The organism is Burkholderia cepacia complex sp. TUM26381 (genome assembly GCF_057439935.1).
Genome location: NZ_CM172006.1, coordinates 1,129,194 through 1,152,915, shown reverse-complemented (window position 1 = coordinate 1,152,915; position 23,722 = coordinate 1,129,194). Strand labels below are relative to the sequence as shown.

The 23,722-nt window shown below is 67.8% G+C and carries 25 protein-coding genes and 1 tRNA gene; 18 read left to right on the top strand and 8 right to left on the bottom strand.

What is annotated here, in order from left to right:
- The first annotated feature begins 64 nt into the window (after positions 1–64).
- From ACWMMN_RS05530 to ACWMMN_RS05505, 6 genes are all read left to right on the top strand, one after another.
- Positions 65–140: transfer RNA gene (locus ACWMMN_RS05530), tRNA-Asn, on the top strand.
- A 126-nt stretch (positions 141–266) separates the two neighbouring features.
- Positions 267–752 (top strand): CreA family protein, encoded by a 486-nt coding sequence (locus tag ACWMMN_RS05525; RefSeq protein WP_059235413.1) that lies wholly within the window; start codon positions 267–269, stop codon positions 750–752.
- Between the two features lie 62 nt (positions 753–814).
- Complete coding sequence (locus tag ACWMMN_RS05520) at positions 815–1,720, top strand: AraC family transcriptional regulator (protein ID WP_059235415.1); 906 nt, start codon at positions 815–817, stop codon at positions 1,718–1,720.
- 99 nt (positions 1,721–1,819) lie between these two features.
- Positions 1,820–2,587, top strand: a complete 768-nt coding sequence (locus ACWMMN_RS05515) for an AzlC family ABC transporter permease (RefSeq protein WP_059235416.1) — start codon at positions 1,820–1,822, stop codon at positions 2,585–2,587.
- The gene (locus tag ACWMMN_RS05510; RefSeq protein WP_174993483.1) at positions 2,584–2,922 is read left to right on the top strand and encodes an AzlD domain-containing protein; all 339 of its coding nucleotides are present in this window, start codon (positions 2,584–2,586) and stop codon (positions 2,920–2,922) included. The genes ACWMMN_RS05515 and ACWMMN_RS05510 overlap by 4 nt, the downstream gene beginning before the upstream one ends.
- A gap of 161 nt (positions 2,923–3,083) precedes the next feature.
- Positions 3,084–3,866, top strand: coding sequence for a DUF4088 family protein (locus ACWMMN_RS05505; RefSeq protein WP_059235420.1), 783 nt, complete (start codon positions 3,084–3,086; stop codon positions 3,864–3,866).
- 131 nt (positions 3,867–3,997) lie between these two features.
- Here the strand turns inward: ACWMMN_RS05505 and ACWMMN_RS05500 are convergent, their stop codons facing one another.
- Positions 3,998–4,399, bottom strand: a complete 402-nt coding sequence (locus ACWMMN_RS05500; RefSeq protein ID WP_059235422.1) for a hypothetical protein — start codon at positions 4,397–4,399, stop codon at positions 3,998–4,000.
- A 268-nt stretch (positions 4,400–4,667) separates the two neighbouring features.
- On the opposite strand from ACWMMN_RS05500, the gene ACWMMN_RS05495 reads away from it, so the two are divergent.
- From ACWMMN_RS05495 to fumC, 3 genes are all read left to right on the top strand, one after another.
- Positions 4,668–4,886 carry an RNA-binding S4 domain-containing protein gene (locus ACWMMN_RS05495; protein WP_006486208.1) on the top strand — a complete coding sequence of 73 codons (219 nt, stop codon included), beginning with the start codon at positions 4,668–4,670 and terminating at the stop codon, positions 4,884–4,886.
- Positions 4,887–5,023: 137 nt separating this feature from the next.
- The gene (norM, locus tag ACWMMN_RS05490) at positions 5,024–6,412 is read left to right on the top strand and encodes a multidrug efflux MATE transporter NorM (RefSeq protein WP_059235424.1); all 1,389 of its coding nucleotides are present in this window, start codon (positions 5,024–5,026) and stop codon (positions 6,410–6,412) included.
- A 145-nt stretch (positions 6,413–6,557) separates the two neighbouring features.
- A complete protein-coding gene (fumC, locus tag ACWMMN_RS05485; RefSeq protein ID WP_486423071.1) occupies positions 6,558–7,952 on the top strand; it encodes a class II fumarate hydratase in 1,395 nt (464 codons plus the stop codon).
- 46 nt (positions 7,953–7,998) lie between these two features.
- Here the strand turns inward: fumC and ACWMMN_RS05480 are convergent, their stop codons facing one another.
- Both ACWMMN_RS05480 and ACWMMN_RS05475 read right to left on the bottom strand, forming a co-directional pair.
- Positions 7,999–8,511, bottom strand: coding sequence for an acyl-CoA thioesterase (locus ACWMMN_RS05480; protein ID WP_012328135.1), 513 nt, complete (start codon positions 8,509–8,511; stop codon positions 7,999–8,001).
- A gap of 131 nt (positions 8,512–8,642) precedes the next feature.
- Positions 8,643–8,783 carry a hypothetical protein gene (locus ACWMMN_RS05475; protein WP_174993482.1) on the bottom strand — a complete coding sequence of 47 codons (141 nt, stop codon included), beginning with the start codon at positions 8,781–8,783 and terminating at the stop codon, positions 8,643–8,645.
- A gap of 189 nt (positions 8,784–8,972) precedes the next feature.
- On the opposite strand from ACWMMN_RS05475, the gene ACWMMN_RS05470 reads away from it, so the two are divergent.
- Both ACWMMN_RS05470 and ACWMMN_RS05465 read left to right on the top strand, forming a co-directional pair.
- The gene (locus ACWMMN_RS05470; RefSeq protein ID WP_486423070.1) at positions 8,973–9,680 is read left to right on the top strand and encodes an ArsR/SmtB family transcription factor; all 708 of its coding nucleotides are present in this window, start codon (positions 8,973–8,975) and stop codon (positions 9,678–9,680) included.
- A gap of 162 nt (positions 9,681–9,842) precedes the next feature.
- Positions 9,843–12,410: a DUF6600 domain-containing protein gene (locus ACWMMN_RS05465; RefSeq protein WP_486423069.1), complete on the top strand. Its 2,568-nt coding sequence runs from the start codon at positions 9,843–9,845 to the stop codon at positions 12,408–12,410.
- Between the two features lie 100 nt (positions 12,411–12,510).
- Here the strand turns inward: ACWMMN_RS05465 and ACWMMN_RS05460 are convergent, their stop codons facing one another.
- Both ACWMMN_RS05460 and ACWMMN_RS05455 read right to left on the bottom strand, forming a co-directional pair.
- Positions 12,511–13,482 carry a thymidylate synthase gene (locus ACWMMN_RS05460; RefSeq protein ID WP_342703869.1) on the bottom strand — a complete coding sequence of 324 codons (972 nt, stop codon included), beginning with the start codon at positions 13,480–13,482 and terminating at the stop codon, positions 12,511–12,513.
- Between the two features lie 41 nt (positions 13,483–13,523).
- Positions 13,524–14,921: a sigma-54 dependent transcriptional regulator gene (locus ACWMMN_RS05455; protein WP_059235431.1), complete on the bottom strand. Its 1,398-nt coding sequence runs from the start codon at positions 14,919–14,921 to the stop codon at positions 13,524–13,526.
- A gap of 501 nt (positions 14,922–15,422) precedes the next feature.
- Between ACWMMN_RS05455 and ACWMMN_RS05450 the strand changes: the two genes are divergently transcribed.
- Both ACWMMN_RS05450 and ACWMMN_RS05445 read left to right on the top strand, forming a co-directional pair.
- Positions 15,423–15,749: a hypothetical protein gene (locus ACWMMN_RS05450; protein ID WP_174993478.1), complete on the top strand. Its 327-nt coding sequence runs from the start codon at positions 15,423–15,425 to the stop codon at positions 15,747–15,749.
- Positions 15,750–16,030: 281 nt separating this feature from the next.
- Positions 16,031–16,531, top strand: a complete 501-nt coding sequence (locus tag ACWMMN_RS05445) for a dihydrofolate reductase (protein ID WP_486423068.1) — start codon at positions 16,031–16,033, stop codon at positions 16,529–16,531.
- A gap of 91 nt (positions 16,532–16,622) precedes the next feature.
- On the opposite strand, the gene pmbA is transcribed toward ACWMMN_RS05445, so the two are convergent.
- A complete protein-coding gene (gene pmbA, locus ACWMMN_RS05440) occupies positions 16,623–17,993 on the bottom strand; it encodes a metalloprotease PmbA (RefSeq protein ID WP_059235437.1) in 1,371 nt (456 codons plus the stop codon).
- A gap of 127 nt (positions 17,994–18,120) precedes the next feature.
- On the opposite strand from pmbA, the gene yjgA reads away from it, so the two are divergent.
- Together yjgA and mog are read left to right on the top strand one after the other, a co-directional pair.
- On the top strand, positions 18,121–18,723 hold the full coding sequence (gene yjgA, locus ACWMMN_RS05435; RefSeq protein WP_272481527.1) for a ribosome biogenesis factor YjgA: 603 nt from the start codon (positions 18,121–18,123) through the stop codon (positions 18,721–18,723).
- Positions 18,707–19,324 (top strand): molybdopterin adenylyltransferase, encoded by a 618-nt coding sequence (gene mog, locus ACWMMN_RS05430; protein WP_486423067.1) that lies wholly within the window; start codon positions 18,707–18,709, stop codon positions 19,322–19,324. The genes yjgA and mog overlap by 17 nt, the downstream gene beginning before the upstream one ends.
- Before the next feature lie 16 nt (positions 19,325–19,340).
- Here mog and orn read toward each other — a convergent pair whose 3' ends face one another.
- On the bottom strand, positions 19,341–19,961 hold the full coding sequence (gene orn, locus ACWMMN_RS05425; protein ID WP_049030222.1) for an oligoribonuclease: 621 nt from the start codon (positions 19,959–19,961) through the stop codon (positions 19,341–19,343).
- A 117-nt stretch (positions 19,962–20,078) separates the two neighbouring features.
- Here orn and ACWMMN_RS05420 point away from each other — a divergent pair, with 117 nt between their 5' ends.
- The 3 genes from ACWMMN_RS05420 to ACWMMN_RS05410 all read left to right on the top strand — a co-directional run bounded on the left by ACWMMN_RS05420 (position 20,079) and on the right by ACWMMN_RS05410 (position 22,659).
- The gene (locus tag ACWMMN_RS05420; RefSeq protein ID WP_059235444.1) at positions 20,079–21,338 is read left to right on the top strand and encodes a M48 family metallopeptidase; all 1,260 of its coding nucleotides are present in this window, start codon (positions 20,079–20,081) and stop codon (positions 21,336–21,338) included.
- Positions 21,335–22,276, top strand: coding sequence for a ribosome small subunit-dependent GTPase A (gene rsgA, locus ACWMMN_RS05415; RefSeq protein ID WP_059235446.1), 942 nt, complete (start codon positions 21,335–21,337; stop codon positions 22,274–22,276). The genes ACWMMN_RS05420 and rsgA overlap by 4 nt, the downstream gene beginning before the upstream one ends.
- Positions 22,277–22,341: 65 nt before the next feature.
- A complete protein-coding gene (locus ACWMMN_RS05410) occupies positions 22,342–22,659 on the top strand; it encodes a putative signal transducing protein (protein ID WP_011351362.1) in 318 nt (105 codons plus the stop codon).
- 64 nt (positions 22,660–22,723) lie between these two features.
- Here ACWMMN_RS05410 and ACWMMN_RS05405 read toward each other — a convergent pair whose 3' ends face one another.
- On the bottom strand, positions 22,724–23,662 hold the full coding sequence (locus tag ACWMMN_RS05405) for a CobD/CbiB family protein (RefSeq protein ID WP_059236850.1): 939 nt from the start codon (positions 23,660–23,662) through the stop codon (positions 22,724–22,726).
- Positions 23,663–23,722: the final 60 nt, after the last annotated feature.

The following is a 23,722-nucleotide window of genomic DNA, read 5'->3' as shown; positions in this document are numbered from 1 at the left end:
ACAAGCCCGTTGAAAGTGGACGGGTTTTTTGTTGGAAACAACGCACGCAGATATACCGATTTATTCCCCGATAGCTCAGTCGGTAGAGCGCCGGACTGTTAATCCGTAGGTCCCTGGTTCGAGCCCAGGTCGGGGAGCCAGACAGCGAAAGGCCCGTCATTCGACGGGCCTTTTGTTTTTCCGGCCGCCCTCTCGCGTTCCGCCTTTCATCGCCCGGTCACGCGCATGCTAGAGTCTCTGTCCCGCATTCGCATCCGGTTCCGTCGATGAAGCATCGCCTCCTCCGTTCCGCCCCGTTCGCCCTCCTGCTCTCCGCCTTCACCGCGGCACCGCTCGCGCACGCGGAGGAAGTCGGCAGCGTCAACACCCATTTCCGCGTCACGGGCTCCGACCGCGTGGTCGTCGAGGCGTATGACGATCCGGTCGTGAACGGCGTGACCTGCTACGTGTCTCGCGCGCGCACCGGCGGGATCAAGGGCACGCTCGGCGTCGCCGAGGATCCGAGCGAAGCGTCGATCGCCTGCCGGCAGGTCGGCCCGATCAGCTTCAAGGAACCGCTCAAGCAGCAGACCGACGTGTTCAGCGAACGCATGTCGTTCATCTTCAAGACGCTGCATGTCGTGCGCGTCGTCGACAAGAAGCGCAACACGATCGTCTACCTGACCTACAGCGACCGCATCGTCAGCGGCAGCCCGAAGAACGCGGTCACCGCGGTGCCGATGCCGGCCGGCACGACGATTCCGGTCAAGTAACACGCACACCGGCCGGGCGCGCGAGCGATACACTGTCGGTTCGACCGCTCCCGCGCCCGATCATGTCCGCCGCCCACCTTCCGGATTCCGCACGCTACTGGCGCACGCCGCTGCTGCCGGAGGCGGATCTCGTCACGGCGACCTATCGCGACCACACGTTCGCGCCGCACTGGCACGACGCGTACACGATCCCCGTGATTCTCGAAGGCGCGGAACGCTTCACCTATCGCGGCAACGGCTATGTCGCCGAAACGGGCAGCGTGCCCGTGATCAATCCCGGCGAAGTGCATACGGGGTCGCGCGCAGCCGACGAAGGCTGGTGCTATCGCGTCAGCTACATGCCCGTCGAATTCATCCGCGAACTCACGAGTGCGATCGCCGGCCGCCAGCAGGACGCGCCGTGGTTCGCCCCCGACGTGATTCACGACGCCGATCTCGCAGCCCGGCTCACGCTCGCGCACCGGATGATGGAAGCCGGCAGCGACCGCGCGCTGTCTTCGAATGCACATGCGCCGGGGCAAGCGGCCGACGACCCGGCCAACACCGCATCGCGCATCTACGATCCGCTCGCCGCCGAAACGGCGATGCTCGACGCGCTGTCGACGCTGATCGTGCGTCACGCCGACGCGCTGCCGCGACCGGCGCCGCTCGCGTCCGACGAACCGCGCGTCGAGGCGATGCGCGAGCGGCTCGCCGCCGACCTGATGGCCACGGTAACGCTCGACGACGTCGCGCAGGCGGCCGGCCTGTCGCCGTTCCACGCAGCACGCCTGTTCACGCGCACGACCGGCATGCCGCCGCATGCGTGGCGCAACCAGCTGCGGCTGCAACGTGCGCTCGCGCCGCTGCGCGCGGGCGTACCCGTCGCCGACGTCGCCGCGGCCAGCGGCTTCGTCGACCAGAGCCACTTCACGCGGCATTTCAAACGGATGTTCGGCGTGCCGCCCGGCCGCTGGCAGGCGAGCTGACCCGCGGCGCCCCGCGGCCGGCACGCGAGCCCCGCCCCCGATTCCGCGAGCGCAAGAACATACAAGCCGGCCCGCCACCGGCTCGCTATCCTCCAATTCATGGAGAAGCGCTCTTTGAACCCGACACCCGCATCGCCCCCGCGCCGCCCGCTCAACGAGTGGCTCGACGGCGCGCGCGACACGATTCCGATGATGATCGGCGCAGCACCGTTCGGCGTGATTTTCGGCACGCTCGTCGGCGGCGGCCCGCTCGCCGCATGGCACGGCGCACTGATGTCGCTCGCCGTGTTCGCGGGCTCCGCGCAGTTCATCGCGCTCGGCCTGATCGCCGGCAGCGCGAGCTTCGTCGTCGTGCTCGCGACGACGCTGATCGTGAACCTGCGCCACCTGCTGTACAGCGCGACGCTCGCGCCCTATGTCGCGCATCTGCCGCTGCGCTGGCGCGCAACGCTCGGCGCGCTGATGACCGACGAGGTGTTCGCGGTCGCCTATGCGCACTACCGGCACTTCCCGCCCGGCGCGATCGGCCCCCACTACTTTTTCGGCTCAGGGCTCGCGATGTACCTGAACTGGCAGGTCTGGACGCTCGCGGGCATCGGCTTCGGCGCGGCGTTCCCGGGCCTGCAGTCGCTCGGCCTCGATTTCGCGATGGCGGCCACCTTCATTGCGATCGTCGTCCCGCAGCTGGGCACGCTGCGCTATTTCGCGGCGGCCGCGACGGCCGGCACGCTCGCGTACTTCTGGCAGGGCTGGCCGTACAAGCTCGGGCTGCTCGGCGCGGTCGCCGCCGGCGTCGCGATCGGCGTTGCGCTCACGCTGCTGCATGAACGCACGCGTGCCGGCTCGCGCAGGGAGGCTGCATCGTGAGCTATGCGCTGCTGATCCTGGGGATGGCCGTCATCACGTACGCGATCCGCTCGACGCTGTTCCTGTTCGGCGAGCGGCTGACGTTCCCCCCGCTCGTGCGGACCGCGCTCGGCTTCGTGCCGGTCACCGTCCTGACCGCGATCATCGTGCCGATGGCCGTCTCGCCGCACGGCGGCACGGCCGAGCTGACCTGGCGCAATCCGCAGCTCGTCGGCGCGCTCGCCGCCGTGCTCGTGTCGGCGGCAACCCGCCGCCCGCTCGTGACGATCGCGGCCGGGCTCGTGGTGTTCTTCTTCTGGCAAGGGGTCGTGATCCCGCACTGGCTGCCCGCCTGAGCACACGCTCTACCGCGCGCGCTCAAGTTTCCGCCCGGCGCGCCGATATAGGGAATGAAGACCCGCCACCGGCCTCGGCGCGCACCGGTCAGTCGACACGGCGCCCGCCCCGGTGCGCCGTGCCGGCCGTCGGCTTGCGCGGGCCGCCATCGAGACGATTCATGGGCCAGATCACCCTTTCCCTCAAGGACGACACGCTCGAGTCCCTGCGCAAGGACTACGACGCATTCGTGCGCGTGTCGCTGAAACTCGACCCGCAGTTCGCAACGCCGTCGTTCGAGGATTTCCTGCGCGCGAAGCTGCTCGACAACATGGTGCCGCTGACCGAGCACGCGGTGCAGCGGATGCTGCAGGGCGGCCAGTACGCGTGGGCCAAGCGCACGCTCGACAAGGAATTTCCGGACGTCGTCGCGATCCTGATGCGGCAGGCCGGCGAATTCGGCTTCGGCTTTGCGTCGCGCTCCGAATGGACCCCCGACGAACTCGCGAAAGCGTGCCGCGACTGGGCGAAGGCGATCGTCGCCGAAGCGCAGGGCGACCCGTCGCTGATCGATCCGCTCGCATCGCAGATCAAGGGCGCGGCGCAAGACATCCAGACGCTCGAGGAACTGATGCAGACGCCCGCGTGGCGGCTCGCGGAATCGTTGCGGCAGCGGATCTACGAGGCCAAGCTCGCGTGCGAGATGAGCGTCGGCAGCACCGCGCGCGACAAGCTCGGCGAACTGCGCGGGCTGCTGCGCCTCGGGCTCGCGCACGGGTCGTTCCAGAAGCAGGAAGCGCAGCAGATCATGGAATACCTGCGGCTGCTGAAGCCGGAGATCTTCGTCGAGGAACCGTACGACGTCTTCGCGCGGCTCGCTGCATGGCTGCGCAGCGTATTCACACCTGCGGCCGTGCGACCGGCCCAGGGGCAGGGACAAGGGCAAGGACAGCGCCGGCCGTGACCGCACGCCCGTTCCGCTGACAACACGACGCGATGAAAAAGGCCCGGTTCGCGCAAAGCGAACCGGGCCTTTTGACAACGGCCGTCGCAACACCGCTTCCGGCAAACATCGCGACGGCGCCGGGCACCCGCTTACTGCGTGGCGCCCTGGGCCGATGCACCGCCCTCCGCCCCGACCGAGGCGCCGCCTTCGGTCGCTTCGCCGGCCTTCGCCTTGGCCGAACCGGCATGGCCCTTGGCCGACTTCGCGGCATGCTTCGTGTGCTTCTTGGCCGAATGGACGGTCGACGTCGCCGAATCCTTCGCGCCGTCGGCTGCCGCGCCGACCGCATCGGTCGCACCGCCGGCCGCATTGCCCGACGCGTTCGCGCCGGCACCGCCCTGCACGCCTGCGCCGACACCTGCCGCCGGAGCTTGCGCCTGCACGCCGGCACCGGCTGCACCCTGCGCCGCCGTACCCGTCTGGGCAAACGCGGCCGAAGTGGCGAACGCCGTCAGCGCGGCACCGATCAGCATCGTACGAATCTTGGACATGGCAATTCTCCTCAAGAGTTGTGAGCCCGGACCGCAGCGATGCGGCCCGTCGCGTCCCTGCCGCAACACGCAGCAGGTACGACAGAAGACCCGCCGCCCGCACGGCCGGTTCGTCGATTTCTCAGACTGTTACCCACCGTTGCATTTGCTGACGAATCGCTCACAGTCCTTAACAACTGCCCGCAGCAGCGGCCCGCGCTCGCGTGCCGGGCCGCGGTGCCGTATGATGCGGAGCGTTTCCTCCCGCGCCTTGCGCACCTTCTTCGTCATGCCCAACCTGGATTTCACGCTGACCGGCGAATACGTCGAGCTGCACAACCTTCTCAAGATCACCGGCCTCGCGGACAGCGGCGGCACCGCGAAGCTGATCGTCGCGTCCGGCGCGGTGAAAGTCGACGGCGCGGTCGAGCTGCGCAAGACCTGCAAGATCCGCGCGGGCCAGGTCGTGCTGCTTGGCGACACGCGCATCGCGGTGCGCGAGGCCTAGCACTCGCGTCGTTCCCCCTGTCCGCGACATGGCCATCGGCGCACGCGTTCGACACGGTTTGAATAAAGCCGTAAGCTAAGCGTCTCTCAAAATAAATACATACAGCGCGGGCCCGCACCCGCGCGAGCGCCCATTCCATGTCGCATTCCGGTCTTACGCGGACGGTCGCTGCGCCGCCGTCGCTATCCAGTCACGCCGCCGATACCGCGCGCCTCGCCGCGCCGCTCGCGATCGCGCAACTTTCGCAGATGGCGATGAGCGTCACCGACACGGTGCTGCTCGGTTCGCTCGGCCCCGATTCGCTCGCGGCGGGCGGGCTCGGCGCGAACTTCTTCTTCGTCATCGTGACCATCCTGCAAGGCGTGCTGTCGTCGGTCAGCGTGAGCGTCGCGCATGCGCGCGGCGCGCAGGCCGAGCACCGCGTGCCGCACATCTACTGGACCGGCTTCGCACTGTCCGTGCTGCTCGCGATTCCGGCGATCGTCGCGCTGTCGCTGTCCGAAACGATCCTGCTGATGTTCCACGAGCCGCCGCTGCTCGCGCATCACGTCGGCGAATACACGGGGATCCTGCGCTACGCGGCGCTCGGCAGCCTGATCGGCGTCGGGCTGATGCGTGCATTCCTGCCGGCGATCGGCGCCGCAAAGCGGCTGCTGTGGGTGTCGATCGGCGGCGTCGGCGTCAACGGCGTGCTGAACTACGGGCTGATCCACGGCGCATTCGGGCTGCCGCGCCTCGGCTTTCTCGGTTCGGCGGTCGCGACGACGATCACGATCTGGCTCACCGCGCTCGCACTCATCTGGCTGCTGCACGGCCGGCAGCGCTTCCGCCATTTCGTGACCGCGTCGCGCCCGAAGCTGCCCATGATGGGCGAACTGATCGGCATCGGCTGGCCTGTCGCGATCACGTACGGGGTCGAATCGACGCTGTTCCTCGCCACCGGCCTCACGGTCGGCGTGCTGGGCGCGACGTCGCTCGCCGCGCACCAGATCGCGCTGAACGTCGCGTCGGTGTCGTTCATGGTGCCGCTCGCGATCGGCCAGGCCGCCAACGTGCGCGTCGGCTACTGGGTCGGTGCGGGCTCGCCCGTCGCCGCACGGCACGCGGGCTTCGTCGCACTCGCGCTCGGCGTCGCGTTCATGTCGCTGTCGGGCGTCGTGATGATCGTCGCGCCGCATACGATCGTCGGCCTGTACCTGCACCTCGACGACCCGGCCAACGCGGCCACGGTGTCGCTCGGCGCGTCGCTGCTCGGCATCGCCGCGGTGTTCCAGATCGTCGACGGGATGCAGACCGTCGCGTCGGGTGCGCTGCGCGGCCTGAAGGACACGCGCATTCCGATGCTCGCCGCAACCTTCGGCTACTGGGGCATCGGCTTTCCGACCGGCTACTGGTTCGCGTTCCACGCGGGCCTCGGCGCGCGCGGCCTGTGGTGGGGGCTCGCGGCCGGCCTCGCGAGCGTCGCCGCGCTGATGGCATGGCGCTTTCACCGCAAGACCGCGTCGCTCATTGCGGCGGCGCACTAGGCGCGACACGACGCGAAATCGCGGCCGGCGCTATGCTTGTCGGTTGAACACCTCGAGACGCCGCGCGAGCGGCGCGACTGCCTCACGATACGTCTGATGCCGCGCGACGACGCGCGGCCTTTCCCCTTTCCAGGAGGAGTGCATCATGAACGAAGCAGTTCGGATGGAACGCGATACGTTCGGCGAAATCGCCGTGCCGGCCGACCGACTTTGGGGCGCGCAAACCGAGCGCTCGCTGCAGAATTTCCGGATCTCGACCGAGAAGCAGTCGCCCGAGCTGATCCACGCGCTGGCGATCGTCAAGCGCGCCGCGGCAGCCGTGAACCAGTCGCTCGGCGTGCTCGCCGACGACAAGGCGCGCGCGATCATCGACGCGGCAGACGAGATCATCGCCGGCAAGCATCCGCGCGAATTCCCGCTCGCGGTGTGGCAGACGGGCTCCGGCACGCAGACCAACATGAACCTCAACGAGGTGATTGCGAACCGCGCGAGCGAGCTGATGGGCGGCGAGCGCGGCGAGGCGCGCAAGGTGCATCCGAACGACGACGTGAACCGCGGCCAGTCGTCGAACGACGTGTTCCCGACCGCGATGCACGTCGCGGCCGCGTACGCGATCGTCAACCACCTGCTGCCGGCGCTGCGCACGCTGCGCACGACGCTCGACGCGAAGTCGAAGGCGTTCGCCGACATCGTGAAGATCGGCCGCACGCACCTGCAGGACGCGACGCCGCTCACGCTCGGCCAGGAATTTTCCGGCTACGTCGCGCAGCTCGACCAGAGCATCCGTCACGTCGAATCGGCGCTGCCGCACCTGTACGAGCTCGCGCTCGGCGGCACTGCGGTCGGCACCGGGCTGAATGCGCATCCGGAGTTCGCGGTGCGTGTCGCCGACGAAATCGGCCGGCTCGCGAAGCTGCCGTTCGTGACGGCGCCGAGCAAGTTCGAGGTGATGGCGGCCGCCGACGCGCTGGTGTTCGCGCACGGTGCACTGAAGACGGTTGCGGCCGGCCTGATGAAGATCGCCAACGACGTGCGCTGGCTCGCGAGCGGGCCGCGCTGCGGGCTCGGCGAACTGTCGATTCCGGAGAACGAGCCGGGCAGCTCGATCATGCCGGGCAAGGTGAACCCGACGCAGTCGGAAGCCGTGACGATGCTGTGCTGCCAGGTGTTCGGCAACGACGTCGCGGTCAACGTCGGCGGCGCGAGCGGCAATTTCGAACTGAACGTGTTCCGGCCGATGGTCGCGCACAACGTGCTGCAATCGGTGCGGCTGCTCGCCGACGGCGCGCAGAGCTTCAACGATCACTGTGCGGTCGGCATCGAGCCGAACCGTTCGCGGATCGACCTGCTGCTGAACGAATCGCTGATGCTCGTGACGGCGCTCAATCCGCACATCGGCTACGACAAGTCCGCCCAGATTGCGAAGAAGGCGCACAAGGAAGGCACGACGCTGAAAGCGGCCGCACTCGCGCTCGGCTATCTGACCGAGGCGGAATTCGATGCGTGGGTACGCCCCGAACAGATGATCGGGACGCAGTAACGGCAGGACAGCGGGCGCGGCGCGTCGAGCGCGGCGCCCGTCGCGGTCAGACCGCGCCCTTCGCGACTTCTTCCGGTTTCATCTCGACGATCTTGTCGAGCGCGGCCCGCACGTCGGCCGCATATTTCGCGAGCACCTTCTGCTCGTCGGTCTCGGGCACGAACGGCGGCACCGGCACCGGGTTGCCATTCTCGTCGACCGCGACGAACACGACCAGGCAATCGGTCGTCTGGCGCAGCACGCCGCCCTTCGGATCGCCGGCGTGCACGGACACATGGATGTGCATGCTGGTGCGGCCCGTCGCCACGACGCGCGCCTTCAGCTCGACCAGATTGCCGACGAGGATCGGACGCTGGAAACGGATGTTGCCGACGCTGACCGTCACGCAATAGCGGCTCGACCAGACGGCCGCGCACGCATACGCGACCTCGTCAATCCACTTCATCAGCGCGCCGCCATGCACCTTGCCGCCGAAGTTCACGGACGAAGGCTCGGCAAGGAAGCGGAATACGGTTTCGGTGCGGTCGAGGGCGGCCGGCACGGGGGACGGTTGGGACATCGTTCTGGCTCCAGGCGGCAGGGGCGCTGTAATCGGGCCATTATACGTTGCACTGCGGCAACGCGTCGCGGCAAACCCCGTGTGGCACGGCTGTGGCGGCCATGCCCGACACGCCCGCTGACCGGCTCCGATCAGCGGCGCACCGTGATGCCCTGGTCGATCGTCCCGTACATCTCGATACTGCCGCCCTGCCCGCCGGTGGCGCCCGCGCCGCCCTGCGCACAGGCCGCGCAGACGAGCGCGGCTGCCAATACACAGAAAATCGTCTTCATCGTTGCATCGTGTCCCGTGCGGCGGCCCGCTGCCGCCGCGTCAGGCCATTCTACGCGCGCCCTGCAACGGGCCGCAGTCCGGCCCGCCGCCGGGACGGCATCGCTGCATCCGACATTTCATCCGGAAGCGAAACATCGAATGCCCGCACCGACTACACTGCCAATCATCCGGGCTGACGAGACACGACGATGACCGACCAAGACGACCACCACTTTCCGGGCCTGAGCCGCATCGGCGCACTGATCGCCGATCCCGGGCGTGCCGCGATGCTGTGGGTGCTGATGGACGGCAGCGCACGGCCGGCCGGCGAATTGACGATGATCGCGGGGCTGTCGCCGTCCGCGGCCAGCGCACACCTCGCGCGCCTGACCGAAGGCGGCCTGCTCGCCCTCGACGTGCGCGGCCGGCACCGCTATTACCGCATCGCGTCGGCCGACATCGCGGCGTCGCTCGAAGCGCTCGCGAACGTCGCCCGCGCAGCCGCACCGCACCGCCCGGTTCCGCCACCGTCGCGCACGGTCCCGGCCGAACTGCGCTACGCGCGCACCTGCTACGACCACATGGCCGGCGAACTTGCGGTGCGCATTTTCGACGGGCTCACCGCGCGCGGCTGGCTGCTCGCGAACGGCGACGCGATCGAAGCCACCGAGCTCGGCACGCAGGCCCTTGCGCAATGGGGCATCGACGTCGCGCAGCAGCGCACGCGCCGGCGCCGCTTCGCGTGCGGCTGCCTCGACTGGAGCGAGCGGCGCTCGCATCTCGGCGGCGCGCTCGGCGCGGCGCTACTCGAGAGCTTCTGTGAAAACGGCTGGATCGAGCGCTCCGCGCGGCCGCGCGTGCTGCGCGTCACGGTGCCCGGCCAGCAGGTTTTCGAAGGGTGGCTTACGTCCGCTTGACGCCTGCATTGCGTCTCTACGACAACGGCACGCGATGGACAGGTTTTGTTACATCGCGTGCCATCCGACTTACAAAACACCGAGCATTGAAACAGGCCAAGCGGATATTGTGAATTCAACGGCACGAATCGACGCGCCGCGACAACGACGATCCCGCTCACCATGGCCACCCAGTTCACGCTCAAGCGAACCGCCCGCTGCACGCTGCTCGCGTTCGCCGCGCTTGCGGCACTACCGCCCGCATTCGCGCAATCGGCCGCGGCCCCTCAGTACGCGGCCGCTGCACGGCAACCGGGCGGCGACCCGCCCAGCCGCGTCGCGCGGCTCAACTACCTGTCGGGTGCCGTCACGACCGAACCGGCCGGCAGCGATACGTGGTCGTATGCGGCCGTGAACCGGCCGCTCACGACCGGCGACCAGCTCTGGAACGATGCCGGCGCGCGCTCGGAACTGCACATCGGCTCGTCCGCGGTGCGGCTCGGCGAATCGACGAGCCTGTCGGTACTCAATCTCGACGACACGACGACGCAGTTGAAAGTCGGCCTCGGCACCGTCTCGACGCACGTGCGCGCCCTGCCTGCCGGCGGATCGTACGAAATCGATACGCCGAACCTCGCGCTCGGCATCACGGGCCCCGGCGACTATCGCGTCGACGTCGCGCCGAACGGCGCGAGCACGACCGTGACGGTACGCAGCGGCAGCGCGACCGTGTACGGCAGCAACGGGCAGTACCCGCTGTCGCCCGGGCAGCAGGTCGTGTTCACGGGCACCGACCTGCAGGTCGCGCAGCAATCGGCGGCGCCGGGCCCCGACCCGCTCGACCAATGGGCCGCCAGCCGCGACGCGGCCGAAGAGCGCTCGGTGTCGGCCCGCTACGTGTCGCGTGACGTGCCCGGTTACCAGGATCTCGACGCCAACGGCACGTGGCGCGAAACCCCGAATTACGGCTCGGTCTGGGTGCCGAACGACACGCCGGCCGACTGGGCGCCGTATCACGACGGTCACTGGATCTGGCAGGCGCCGTGGGGCTGGACCTGGGTCGACGACCAACCGTGGGGCTTCGCGCCGTATCACTACGGCCGCTGGGCCTACGTGGACGATAGCTGGGCATGGGTGCCGGGCCCGATGTTCGTCAGCCAGCCGCCCGTCTATGCACCGGCGCTCGTCGCGTTCGTGGGTGGCGGCGGCGGTCCCGACTGGAGCGTCGCGCTCACGGTCGGCGGCGTCGCCGCGGCCGGTTGCGCGTGGTTCGCGCTCGGCCCCGGCGAACCGTGGCACCCGGGCTGGGGCGGCTGGAGTCCGCATTACTACGACCGCGTCAATCGCAACATCGTGGTGAACAACGTCAACGTGAACAAGACCGTGAACGTGACGAACATCACCAACATCACCAACATCAACAAGACGTACGTGAACTTCCGCGCACCGCACGCGATCACGGCCGTCCCAGCCTCCGCGTTCGTGCATGGCCAGCCGGTCGCGCACTTCTCGCAGCACGTCGATCCGCAGCAATGGCGCAACGCGCACGTCACGCCGGGCACGCCCGGCATCGCTCCGGTACGCCAGAGCTTTACCGGCGGGCTGCGCAACGCCAGCTACCGTCCGCCGGCGGCGATCGCGCAGCACCCGTATGTCGCGACGCGCAACCCCGCCGTGCCGGCCGCGTATCGCGACCAGGCCGCTGCCCGCCTCGCGCACCAGGGCGGACGCGTGCCAGGCGCCGGCGCACCTGTCGTGAAGACGAGCGTGCCGGCCGACTACCGGGCACGCCCGGTTCGCGTGCCGGGCAATCCCGGCGGCGGCGCGTGGGCGATGCACAACGTGCAGCTCGTGAATCCGCACGGCCCCGTCGTGCAGCCGTCGCGCGCGCCGCGCGAAGGTCAGCCGGCCGCCGTGCAGGCCGGGCGGCCGGGTGCACCGGTGCCGGGCGTGCCGAATGCCGGACGGCCGGCGAACGGCGAAAACCCCGGCGCGCCGCGTTTCGCCAACGGCGGCTTGCCTCAGGCACCCGGCAACCCGATGCCGCATCAGGCATTCGCGCCAGGCAACGGCGTCCCGCATCCGCCGGTAGCGAACAACATGCCGTCGGGCATCGGCAACGCGCACGCAGCCGACGCGCCGTCACCCGCATGGATGCAGCCGCACACGCCGATGGAACGTCAGCGCCCCGCCCCGCCGACCGCGCTGCACGCGGCAGGCCAGAATGCGCTGCCGCCCGTGCGCAGCGCGGCGGTGCCGCATCCGGGCGGCGTAGCGGCTCAAGAAGGCAAGCCGCCCGGCGGCCGGAACGAAGCGCCGCGCGCGCTGCCGCAACCGAGGATCGACAACACGGCGCAGCTTCCGCAGCCGCGTCCGCGCCCCGATTTCCAGACACCGGCCCAGCATGCGCAACCGGAACGGGCCATCCCGGCGCAGCAGCCGCATCCCGACTTCTCGCAACCGGCGCCGCATCGCGATGTCGCTCCGCCGCGCGTGAACGAGTACCGCCCGCCGGCCCCCGCCGTGCACGACATGCCGCGTCCGCAACCGCAGATGCCGCATACGGAACCTCGGCCACAACCCGCGCCACGTATGGAGCCGCGACCGCAACCGGCACCCCGTATGGAACCGCGCCCGTCGATGCCCGCCCCTCGCATGGAACCGCGGCCGCAACCGGCGCCGCACGTCGAGGCGCCGCACCCGGGCAACTCGCCGCCGCCAGGCGGTCACGATGAGCGGCATCGCCAGTAAGTGCCGCAAATGTGAAACAAAAAGGCCCGCCCGGTATCAGCCGGTCGGGCCTTTTTTATCGGGGTGCGGATCGATGAAACCGCACGCCCCGGGCGTGCGCTCAGACCGCCATCGGCGCGGTCAGCGGCTCATGGTGACGGTAGCCGACCAGCGAGAAATCGGACGGCTCGATCTGCTCCAGCCATTCGGGCGCATAGATGCCCGTCTTCGCGTAGTCGGGCACGCGCTCGGCAATCTCGAGCTGCGGGCTTTCGTACGGCTCGCGCGTGAGTTGCTGTTGCAGCATGTCGAGCTGGTTCTCGTAGATGTGCGCGTCGCCGATGAAATACGTGAACCAGCGCGGCGTGTAGCCCGTCAGCCGGCCGACGAGCGCCAGCAGCGCGGCCCCTTCCGTCAGGTTGAACGGCGTGCCGAGGCCGACGTCATTGCTGCGGATATACAGGCACAGCGAGATTTCGCGCTTCGTTGCGTTCGGCAGGAACTGGTACAGCAGATGGCACGCGGGCAGCGCGATCTGGTCGAGCACGGCCGGATTCCACGCGTGAAACAGAATGCGACGGTCGGACGGGTTCTCCATGATCGTGTCCAGGCACTGGCGCAACTGGTCGATCGCCTTGTACAGCAGTACCTTCGGCGCACCGTCTTCGTCGAAACGGGTGACGATCCGGTAGCCGCGGCGCGTCGCATCGGCGATCTGCGCGTCGGCGCCCGCGTCGAGCACCTTGTAGCCCGGCCACTGGCGCCATTGCACGCCGTACACGTCGCCGAGATCGTCGACGCCCTGGCGATACGGGTTCGCGAGCCACTGCGCGTTCTCGTTCGCGTTCGCATCCCACACCTTGCAGCCGAGCGCACGGAAATCGGCCGCGCTGCGCGACGCGCGCAGGAAGCCGACCAGCTCGCCGATCGCGGACTTGAACGCGAGCTTCTTGGTCGTCACGGCCGGAAAGCCTTGCTGCAGGTCGAAGCGCAGCATCGCGCCCGGCATGCTGATGGTGCGGATCCCCGTGCGATTTTCCTGCCAGGTGCCGGTATCGAGAATGGTACGAACGAGATCGAGATACTGTTTCATGCGGGTTCCTTCGGCCGCGAGGGCGGCCGTACCCGCCAATTTTAGCAAGCGTGGTGAGGAAGCTCCGGCAACGGCGCCGAAAACCCTGCCAGCGTGTCGCCGCGATCGCGCATCCCGTGCGCACACATCAGCCGATAGAGCGTCACGCGCGACACGCCAAGCTCGCGCGCGGCATCCGCGAACCGGCCGCGGTGGCGCAGCAGCGCCTGCTCGATCACCTGCCGTTCGGCCGCTTCCCGCGCCTCCAGCAACGACACGGGCGCGAGCGTCGCGAAGTCGTTCAGCTCGAGATCGGCCGCGGTGATCATCCGGCCCTCCGACATCACGATCGCGCGGCGCACGCGGTTGATCAGTTCGCGCACGTTGCCCGGCCACGAATAGCCGTACAGCGACGCGACCGCGTCAGGGGAAAAACCGCGCAGGCGACGATGCGCATCGCCCTTGAAACGCTCGAGCATGTGCCGCGCGAGCACCTCGATGTCCTTGCCGCGCGCGCGCAGCGGCGGCTCCTCGATCTTCAGCACGCACAGGCGATGGTACAGGTCCTCGCGGAAGCGCCCTTCACGCAACGCCGTCTCCATGTCCACGTGCGTCGCGCAGATCACGCGCACATCGACGGGCACCGACACGTGCGCGCCGAGCCGTTCGATCTTGCCTTCCTGCAGGAAACGCAACAGGCTCGCCTGGCTTTCGAGCGGCAGATCGCCGATCTCGTCGAGAAACAGCGTGCCGCCGTTGGCGGCCTCGACGCGGCCGATCTTGCGCTGGTTCGCACCGGTGAACGCGCCGCGTTCATAGCCGAACAGTTCGGCCTGCAGCAGCGTCGACGGAATCGCGCCGCAATTGATCGCGATGAATGACGCCTGGGCGCGCGACGAACGCTCGTGAATCGCGACCGCCGTCAGCTCCTTGCCGGTGCCCGATTCGCCGGAGATGAACACGGGTGCGTCGGTCGCCGCGACGCGACGGATCGTCCTGAACAGCCCGAGCATCGCGTCGCAGGTGCCGACCATCTCGCCTTCGCTGCGTCCGGCGCCGACGGGCGGCGCGACGGGATCGGTCAGCGCGACCATGCCGTGCGCATGACCGACGGTCTCGACGATCCGCGACGTTTCGTAGGGCATCGTCACGTAGTCGAAGCAATAATCGCGAATGAGATGGCGCAGCGTCGCGTCCTGCAACTGGCCGCGCCGCGTCGCCGCGATCCAGCCGATGTGCTGGATGCTCAGGCAGGTTTCGAGTTCGCGCAGATCCGACGGCTTGAAGCCCGGCGAGAAATCGAGCAGGCCGGCCGTGGCGACACCATGCTGCACGACGCGCCGCACATCGCGCACGGTCTCCGCGAGATCGACGCTCCAGCCGCATTCGTCGAAATGACCGCGCAACGCGTCGTTCGGTTCGCGCGAATAGTAGATCACGTGCCGCTGATCGGCTCCCATATGCTCACCCCGTTCATCAACCGTCTAACGATTGCCGCACACGTCAAGTCACGTGAAAAAGGATCGAATCGGGTCAGCCAGAGGTGGCTCGATTCGCCATGCCGATGCGCGGCAACGACAAAGCCTCGCATGATGGCGCTTATCTCGCGTCCAGTTCTTTTTGATCAAGACAGCTTAGTTATAGGCACCGAATACGACAAACCCGTTTCAGCGCCGATGGCGATGCGGCCCGATCGCTCAACAGGTCGATGCAGGTCAATCATCTGCACATAGCACTTGCGCAGCGAAGGAGCCTTCATCAACACACGGGCCGATTTTCATCCTTGAAGCGCGCCGATTGAATCCGCAGTATTCCCGACCCCCTTCGTTTCAGGCCTGAAACATTTTCAGGCGTTTTCAGCCACAATTCGCAACGCTTGAGCGCGAATCGCAATGGCGACAACGATCCCGGCACGATGGCATGTATTTCGCTGAATACGCAAACGATCGGAGACGGCCATCATGCGCAAACATCTTTTACTTTCTTTCGTGCCGTTGGCGCTTGCGCTCACGGCCGCCGGCCCGCCTGCGCCGGCACGCGCGGACGAAGCCGCGCAGCCGGATCGCGCCATGCTGCTCGCCGATATCGCGCCGAGCATGCAGCACGGCAACGGGTTCGGCATCGTGACCGTGTCGGCACCGCAACCGCTGCCGGCCGGCAAGGCTTCCGTGACGCTGTGGGACGAGATCCCGCCGCCGCCCCAGTTGCCGATGCCGCTTCCGGTACCGCAACCGGGCGACATGCAGCATGCGATGGAAGGCAATGCTCAGGGCAATACACGTCAGTGAGGCTGCACCGGAAAAATCAATAAGGATGACGTACTGAATTGACGATCGAACCAGGCCGGATGTCATCGGCCGGAACGGCATCGCCGATCTCGCACGCGACACGTTTTTGTGCTCCGTCCCCCGGCGGGCACTCTTTTTATTCGGATCGCCGCCGCGACGCATGACATGACGCGTCGCGGCGCGCAGCGCAGGCAAGCCGATGCGCGTGTGCGCGGAATCCGGCACGCGCCGCCGTTCCGGTAGAATCGGCGCCATTCCGTTTTCCCTGTTCCCAGACCTTCATGACGACGTTGACCCTGATCGTCGCGCGTGCCCGCAACGGCATCATCGGCCGCGACAACCAGTTGCCCTGGAAACTTCCCGAGGATCTCGCATTCTTCAAGCGCACGACGATGGGCGCGCCGATCGTAATGGGCCGCAAGACCCACGAATCGATCGGCCGGCCGCTGCCGGGCCGCCGCAATATCGTCGTCACGCGCGACGCCATGCGTCGCTTCGACGGCTGCGACACGGTCACGTCGCTTGCCGATGCACTGGCGCTTGCCGCGCAAGACGATGTGCCCGAGGCATTCCTGATCGGCGGCGCGCAACTGTATGCGGAAGGCCTCACGCTGGCCGACAAGCTGGTCGTCACCGAGATCGACGCCGACTTCGACGGCGACGCGTCGTTCCCCGCGCCCGACGCCGCACACTGGCAGGAAGTGTCGCGCGATGCGCATCAGGCCGCCGCGCCGAATACGTTCGGCTATGCGTTCGTCGTCTACGCGCGCAAGCGCGGCTGACGTGTTTCGCAGTCACGCACGATGAAAAAAGCCCGACCGGCGTGAGCCGGTCGGGCTTTTTCGCTGGATGGCGGCTGACGCCGCGCGTCGCTTACTGCCCCGCGATCGTCATCTGCTCGATCAGCACCGAGCCCGTTTCCTTCGTACCGCGCACGATCGAATCGGCGCCGATCGCGACGATGTGCCGGAACATTTCCTGCAGCGTGCTCGCGACGGTGATTTCCTCGACCGGATACTGGATCACGCCGTTCTCCACCCAGAAACCCGCCGCGCCGCGCGAATAGTCGCCCGTCACGTAGTTCACGCCCTGCCCCATCAGCTCGGTCAGCAGCAGGCCCGTGCCGAGCTTCTTCAGCATGGCGTCGAAATCGTCTCCGGCCTGCGTGCTCGAGCTGCGCAGCGCGAGGTTGTGCGAACCGCCCGCGTTACCGGTGGTTTGCGTGCCGAGCTTGCGTGCCGAATAGGTCGACAGGAAGTAGCCTTCGACGACACCGTCCTTCACGACGCTGCGCGCGCGCGTACGCACGCCTTCCTCGTCGAACGGTGCGCTGCCCATCGCGCGCGGCACGTGCGGATCCTCGACGACCTGGATGTGCGGTGCGAACACCGGCTTGCCGAGGCTGTCGACGAGGAACGACGTCTTGCGGTACAGCGCGCCGCCGCTCACGGCCTGCACGAATGCACCGAGCAGGCCCGCCGCGAGCGGCGCCTCGAACAGCACGGGCACCTTGCGGGTGTCGAGACGGCGTGCGCCCATCCGTGCGAGCGCGCGCTCGGCCGCGTAACGGCCGACCGCTTCGGGCGCCGCGAGATCGATCGCGCTGCGCTTCGACGAATACCAGTCGTCGCGCTGCATGTGACGGCCGCTGCCCGCGATCGGCGCGCACGCGATGTAGTGGCGCGAGTACGGGTAGCCGGACAGGAAGCCGCGCGACGTCGCGAGCACGAACTGCGAATGCTGCGCCGACACGCTCGCGCCTTCCGAATTGCGGATCTGCGGGCTGACCGCGAAGGCGGCGTCTTCCGCGCGGCGGGCGAGCTCGACGGCCTCGTCGGCCGTCAGCGCCCACGGGTGGTACAGGTCGAGATCGCGCGGGTCGGTTTCGAGCAGTTCGGCCTCGGCGAGACCGGCTGCTTCGTCCTCGGCCGTGAAGCGCGCGATGTTGTACGCGGCGGCGACGGTATCCTTGATCGCGGCCGGCGAGAAATCGGACGTGCTCGCGTTGCCGCGCTTCTTGCCGATGAACACGGTCACGCCGACCATCTTGTCGCGGTTGTGTTCGATCGTTTCGACTTCGCCGCGGCGCACCGACACCGACAGGCCGTCGCCTTCGGAGATTTCGGTCGCGGCGTCCGACGCGCCGAGCGCCTTCGCATGGCGAAGGATGTCCGACGCGATTTCTTTGAGCTGGTCCTGCGTGTGCGGGAAATAGCGCGCTTGTACGTCGAGATTGGCTGCCATCGTCTTGGTATCCGGTGGCGGGCGGGCGCCCGCATGGTCAAAATGTTGCGTATCCCGCGATCATAGCAAGGTCCGGGGCCGCGCACCGACAAGCTTGGGGTGTCCGCGCCGCGATACAATGCCGCCTATGACACGCAAAACCCGAATCCAGCCGATCGAGCATGCCGTCGAGGACGACGACAACGGCTACGATCGCCCCAGCAAATCCCAGTTGAAGCGCGAGATGCACGAGCTGCAGGTGCTCGGCCAGGCGCTCGTCGATCTGCCGAAAGACGCCCTCAAGCGCATGCCGATGCCCGAAAGTCTCTCGGATGCCGTTCGCGAGGCACGCCGGATCACCGATCACGAAGGCAAGCGCCGCCAGCTCCAGTACGTCGGCCGCGTGATGCGCTCGCTGACCGACGACGAAACGGCCGCGCTGCGCACCGCACTCGACGCACAACGCGGCGTGAACAAGGCCGCGACGGCCCGCCTGCACTGGATCGAGCGCACGCGCGACCAGTTGCTCGCCAACGACGACGCGCTGACCGAATTCCTGCGCCAGCACCCGGAAGCGGATATCCAGGAAGGCCGCACGCTGATCCGCAACGCACGCAAGGAAGCGCAGCAAGGCAAGCCGCCGCGCTATTTCCGCGAGCTGTTCCAGTGGATCAAGACCGCAAGCGGCACGCCCGATGCGGGTGACGAGGCGCCGGACGACACCGAAGACGACCATGACGACGAAGCGTAACCACCCGGACGAGCTGGTCGTCGGCCTCGTGTCGATCAGCGACCGCGCGAGCACGGGCGTCTACGAAGACAAGGGCATTCCGGCACTGCAGGAGTGGCTCGCCGGCACGCTGGTTTCGCCGTGGCGGGCCGAAACGCGCCTGATCCAGGACGATGCGCCGACGATTTCCGCCACGCTCGCCGAGCTCGTCGACGTCGCGGGGTGCGACCTCGTGCTGACGACCGGCGGCACGGGCCCCGCGCGCCGTGACGTGACGCCCGAGGCCACGCTGGCCGTGGCGACGAAGGAAATGCCGGGATTCGGCGAGCAGATGCGGCAGATCAGCCTGAATTTCGTGCCGACCGCGATCCTGTCGCGGCAGGTCGCGGTGATCCGCGAGACGGCCGACCATGCGGCGCTGATCATCAACCTGCCCGGCCAGCCGAAGTCGATCCGGGAAACGCTCGAAGGGCTGCGCGATGCCGACGGCAAGTCGACCGTGCCCGGCATCTTCGCCGCGGTGCCCTACTGCGTCGACCTGATCGGCGGCCCGTACATCGAGACCGACGCCGCGGTGGTCGCGGCGTTCCGGCCGAAAAGCGCGCAGCGCGCGCCGCGTTGAGCGCGTGCCGGCCCGCTCAGGCGGCCGGCGCGGACTCGCCTGCCGGCGCCGATGCGGCCGGAATCAGGAAATGCTCGCGGTAATACTTCAGCTCGTCGATCGACTCGTGGATGTCCGCGAGCGCCGTGTGCATCGCACGCTTCTGGAAACCCTTGTAGATCGCGGGCTGCCAGCGGCGGCACAGCTCCTTGAGCGTGCTGACGTCGAGATTGCGGTAGTGGAAGAACCGCTCGAATTCCGGCATCCAGCGCGCCATGAAGCGGCGGTCCTGGCAGATCGAGTTGCCGCACATCGGCGACTTGCCCGGCGACACGTACTGCGCGAGGAACGCCTGCAGCTGCGCGGCGGCTTCCGCCTCGGTCACCGTCGACGCGCGCACGCGGTCGATCAGGCCCGAGCGGCCGTGCGTCGACTTGTTCCAGTCGTCCATCTTCGCAAGCGTTTCGTCGCTCTGGTGGATCGCGAACACCGGGCCTTCGACCGCGATGTCGAGCGTGGAATTGGTCACGACGACCGCGATCTCGATGATGCGGTCGTTATCCGGGTCGAGGCCCGTCATCTCCATGTCGAGCCAGACGAGGTTCAACTCGTTGCGCACGAGCGCGGGCTGGCTGGCGGAAGCGGCGGTATCGGTCATGAGTCATCCTGGAAAATGGCGGACGGCGCGCGGCGCCGCCCGGGCGGCCGGCATCGCATCAGCGGGGCCGGTCCGCAAGAACATATAATTCTCGCATAGAACCCTTTGGCGCCTTCGATGTCACCCTTTTCGTTCACCCTGCTGTTCGCGATCGCCGTACTCGCGATGGTCGTCACCAAGCTGTGGCTCGCGTCGCGGCAGATCCGCTTCGTCGCGGCGCACCGCAACGGCGTGCCCGCGCAGTTCAGCGCGACCATCCCGCTGACCGCCCACCAGCGCGCGGCCGACTATACGGTCGAGCGCACCCGGCTGACGATGCTCGAAATCGTCGTCAGCGCAGCCGTGCTGGTCGGCCTCACGCTGCTCGGCGGCGTCGGTGCGCTCGACACGCTGCTGACCGGCTGGCTCGGACGCGGCTACGGGCAGCAGGTCGCGCTCGTCGCCGCGGTGCTCGTGATCACCAGCGTGATCGACATCCCGTTCGAGTACTACCGCCAGTTCGGGATCGAGCAGCGATTCGGCTTCAACCGGATGACGAAACGGCTGTTCTTCACCGACATGCTGAAAAACTCGCTGCTCGGCGCGGCCCTCGGCCTGCCGCTGCTGTTCGTCGTGCTGTGGCTGATGAACCAGGCCGGCAGCCTGTGGTGGCTGTGGACCTGGATCGTCTGGGTCGCGTTCCAGATGCTCGTGCTGCTGATCTACCCGACCTTCATCGCGCCGATCTTCAACAAGTTCGAGCCGCTGAAGGACGACGCGCTGCGCTCGCGCATCGAATCGCTGATGAAGCGCTGCGGTTTCGCGGCGAAGGGGCTGTTCGTGATGGACGGCAGCCGCCGCTCCGCGCACGGCAACGCGTATTTCACGGGCTTCGGCGCATCGAAGCGGATCGTGTTCTTCGACACGCTGCTCGCGCGCCTGTCCGGCCAGGAAATCGAGGCCGTGCTCGCGCACGAGCTCGGCCATTTCAAGCGCCGTCACGTGATGAAGCGCATGCTCGTGTCGTTCGTGCTGAGCCTCGTGCTGCTCGCGCTGCTCGGCTGGCTCGCGCAACGCACGTGGTTCTACACCGGGCTCGGCGTCATACCGTCGCTCGACACCAGCAACGCGGGCGCGGCGCTCGTGCTGTTCTTCCTCGCGATTCCGGTGTTCCTGTTCTTCGCGACGCCGTTCAGCAGCCTGACGTCGCGCAAGCACGAATTCGAGGCCGATGCGTTCGCGGCCAGCCAGACCGACGCGCAGGATCTCGTCAGCGCGCTCGTGAAGCTGTACGAGGACAACGCGTCGACGCTGACGCCCGACCCCGTCTACACGGCCTTCTACTACTCGCATCCGCCTGCGTCGCAGCGGATCGACCGCCTGCTGCAACACGCATGAGCCGCCCGACTTCCCGCAAGCCGGCCCCGCGCGCGTCGAACGCGCAACGGGCCGAAGGCCGCGTGATCGCGGCGCACGGGCGCCACTACATTGTCGCACCCGACGACGGCGGCCCGATGCTGCAGTGCTTCCCGCGCGGCAAGAAGAGCGACATCGCGGTCGGCGACCGCGTCGTGTACGAACTCGCATCGGCCGACCAGGGCGTGATCGTCGAGATCGGCGAGCGACGCAACCTGCTGTACCGTTCCGACCAGTTCAAGTCGAAGCTGTTCGCGGCCAACCTCGACCAGTTGCTGATCGTGCTCGCGACCGAGCCCTATTTCAGCGAAGATCTGCTCGGCCGCGCGCTGATCGCCGCCGAGGCGAACGAGCTGAAGCCGCTCGTCGTGCTGAACAAGATCGACGTCGAGGCCGCACTGCCGGTCGCGCGCGAACGCCTCGCCCCCTACCGTGCGCTCGGCTACGACGTGCTCGAGCTGTCGGTGAAAGGTTCGCCCGACGACGCGCGTGCGCAACTGATGCCGCACCTCGCCGGACATTCGACGATCCTGCTCGGTCAGTCCGGGATGGGCAAATCGACGCTCGTGAACCTGCTCGTGCCCGACGCCGAGGCCGCCACGCGCGAAATTTCGGCCGCGCTCAACAGCGGCCGCCACACGACGACGTTCACGCGCCTCTACCCGCTGGAAGGCGGCGGCGCACTGATCGATTCGCCGGGCTTCCAGGAATTCGGCCTCTACCACCTGACCGAAGGCCGCCTCGAACGTGCGTTTCCGGAGTTCCGTCCGCTACTCGCGGACTGCCGTTTCTATAATTGTCATCATCTGCACGAGCCCGGCTGCGCGATTCTCGACGCCGTCGCCGATGGCCGCATCGCACCGACGCGGCACGCGCTGTACGCGCAGCTCGTGCACGAAGCGAGCCAGATCGTCCGCTGAGCGCGCGGGACGCGCGCGGCGCCGGCCGGCACGCTGCGGGCCCGCCTTCACCGACAGGAGCCGCGATGCGTTTCAAGGCACCCGATCTCGCGACCGCGCAGCATTGGGCCAACGTGCTTCAGGTGGCCGGCATCGGTTGCGAGCTGCATAACTGCTACGCGACGGGCGCGCTCGGCGGCCTGCCGGCCGATGCGTGCACGCCCGAACTGTGGCTCGACGACGAACGCGACGACGCGCTCGCCCGCCGGCTCCTCGACGCCGCGTCGCACGGCCCGTCGGCCGGCGCAGCGCCGTGGCGCTGCCGGCAGTGCGGCGAAGCGCTCGAAGCGCAGTTCACCGCGTGCTGGCAATGCGGCGCCGTGCGCGATCCGCTCGACGACTGACCCCACAGCAACAAGGCCGGCATCAAGCCGGCCTTGTTCTTTCATCGGGTATTGCGGTGCTCCGTCACGACACCCAGACGGCGAGCGTCAGCATCAGCAGCAGGATCATCCACAGGATCACCGCGCGCCAGACAAGGCCGACCGCCGACTGCAGCGTTCGCGGCGTGCAATCGTCACCGACCGTCAAAGGACCGCTGTCGCCGACCGCCAGCGCATCGAGGCTCGACGGCTCCGCGAGCGGCCCCGCGAGACGCGCGCCGAGCGCGCCGCTGCCGGCTGCGAGCAGCACGCCGTCGTTCGGGTCGGGCCACTGGCGCGTGTGATTGCGCCACGCGTAGATCGCATCCTCGAAATTGCCGACGATCGCGAAGCCGAGCGCCGTCAGACGCGCGGGAATCCAGTCGATCACGAAGAACGCGCGCTGCGCGAACGTCGAGAACGCAGCCGTGCGGTCGTCGCCCGGCGTCGACCAGGTGCGCGCGAGGTATTCGGAAATCCGGTACAGCACGGCGCCGGCGGGGCCGATCGGCAGCACATACCAGAAGAACACGCCGAACACGTGGCGGTGCGATGCGACAACCGCGTGGATCAGCGTGTGGCGGACGATTTCACCGACCGGCATGTCGACCGTGTCGATGCCCGTCCACTCGTGGAGGATTTCGCGCGCACGCGGCACGTCGTCGTTGTTGAGCGCGAGGTGGATATCGGTGAAGTAATGGCTGAACTGGCGGAAGCCGAGCGTGAAATACACGACGACGACGTTCCACAGGAACGCGAGCACGAAGCTCACCTTGAACAGCAGGAAATAGATCAGCGCGACGATCAGCACCCACGGCAGCACGACCGCGAGCCATGCGAGGATGCCGTGCTTCTGCTTGCCGGCGTCGAGGCCATGCGCGACGGTTTCCGCATGAAACTGGAACAGCGCAAACACCGGATTGCTCGGTGATAACGCGCGGACCTGTTCGATGATGAGGGCGAGGAGAACCGAAAAGAAAGTCATGCGTGGCGCCGTCTTCGGAGTTATGTCATTTTTTGCATAACGATAGCACAGCGTAAGCCC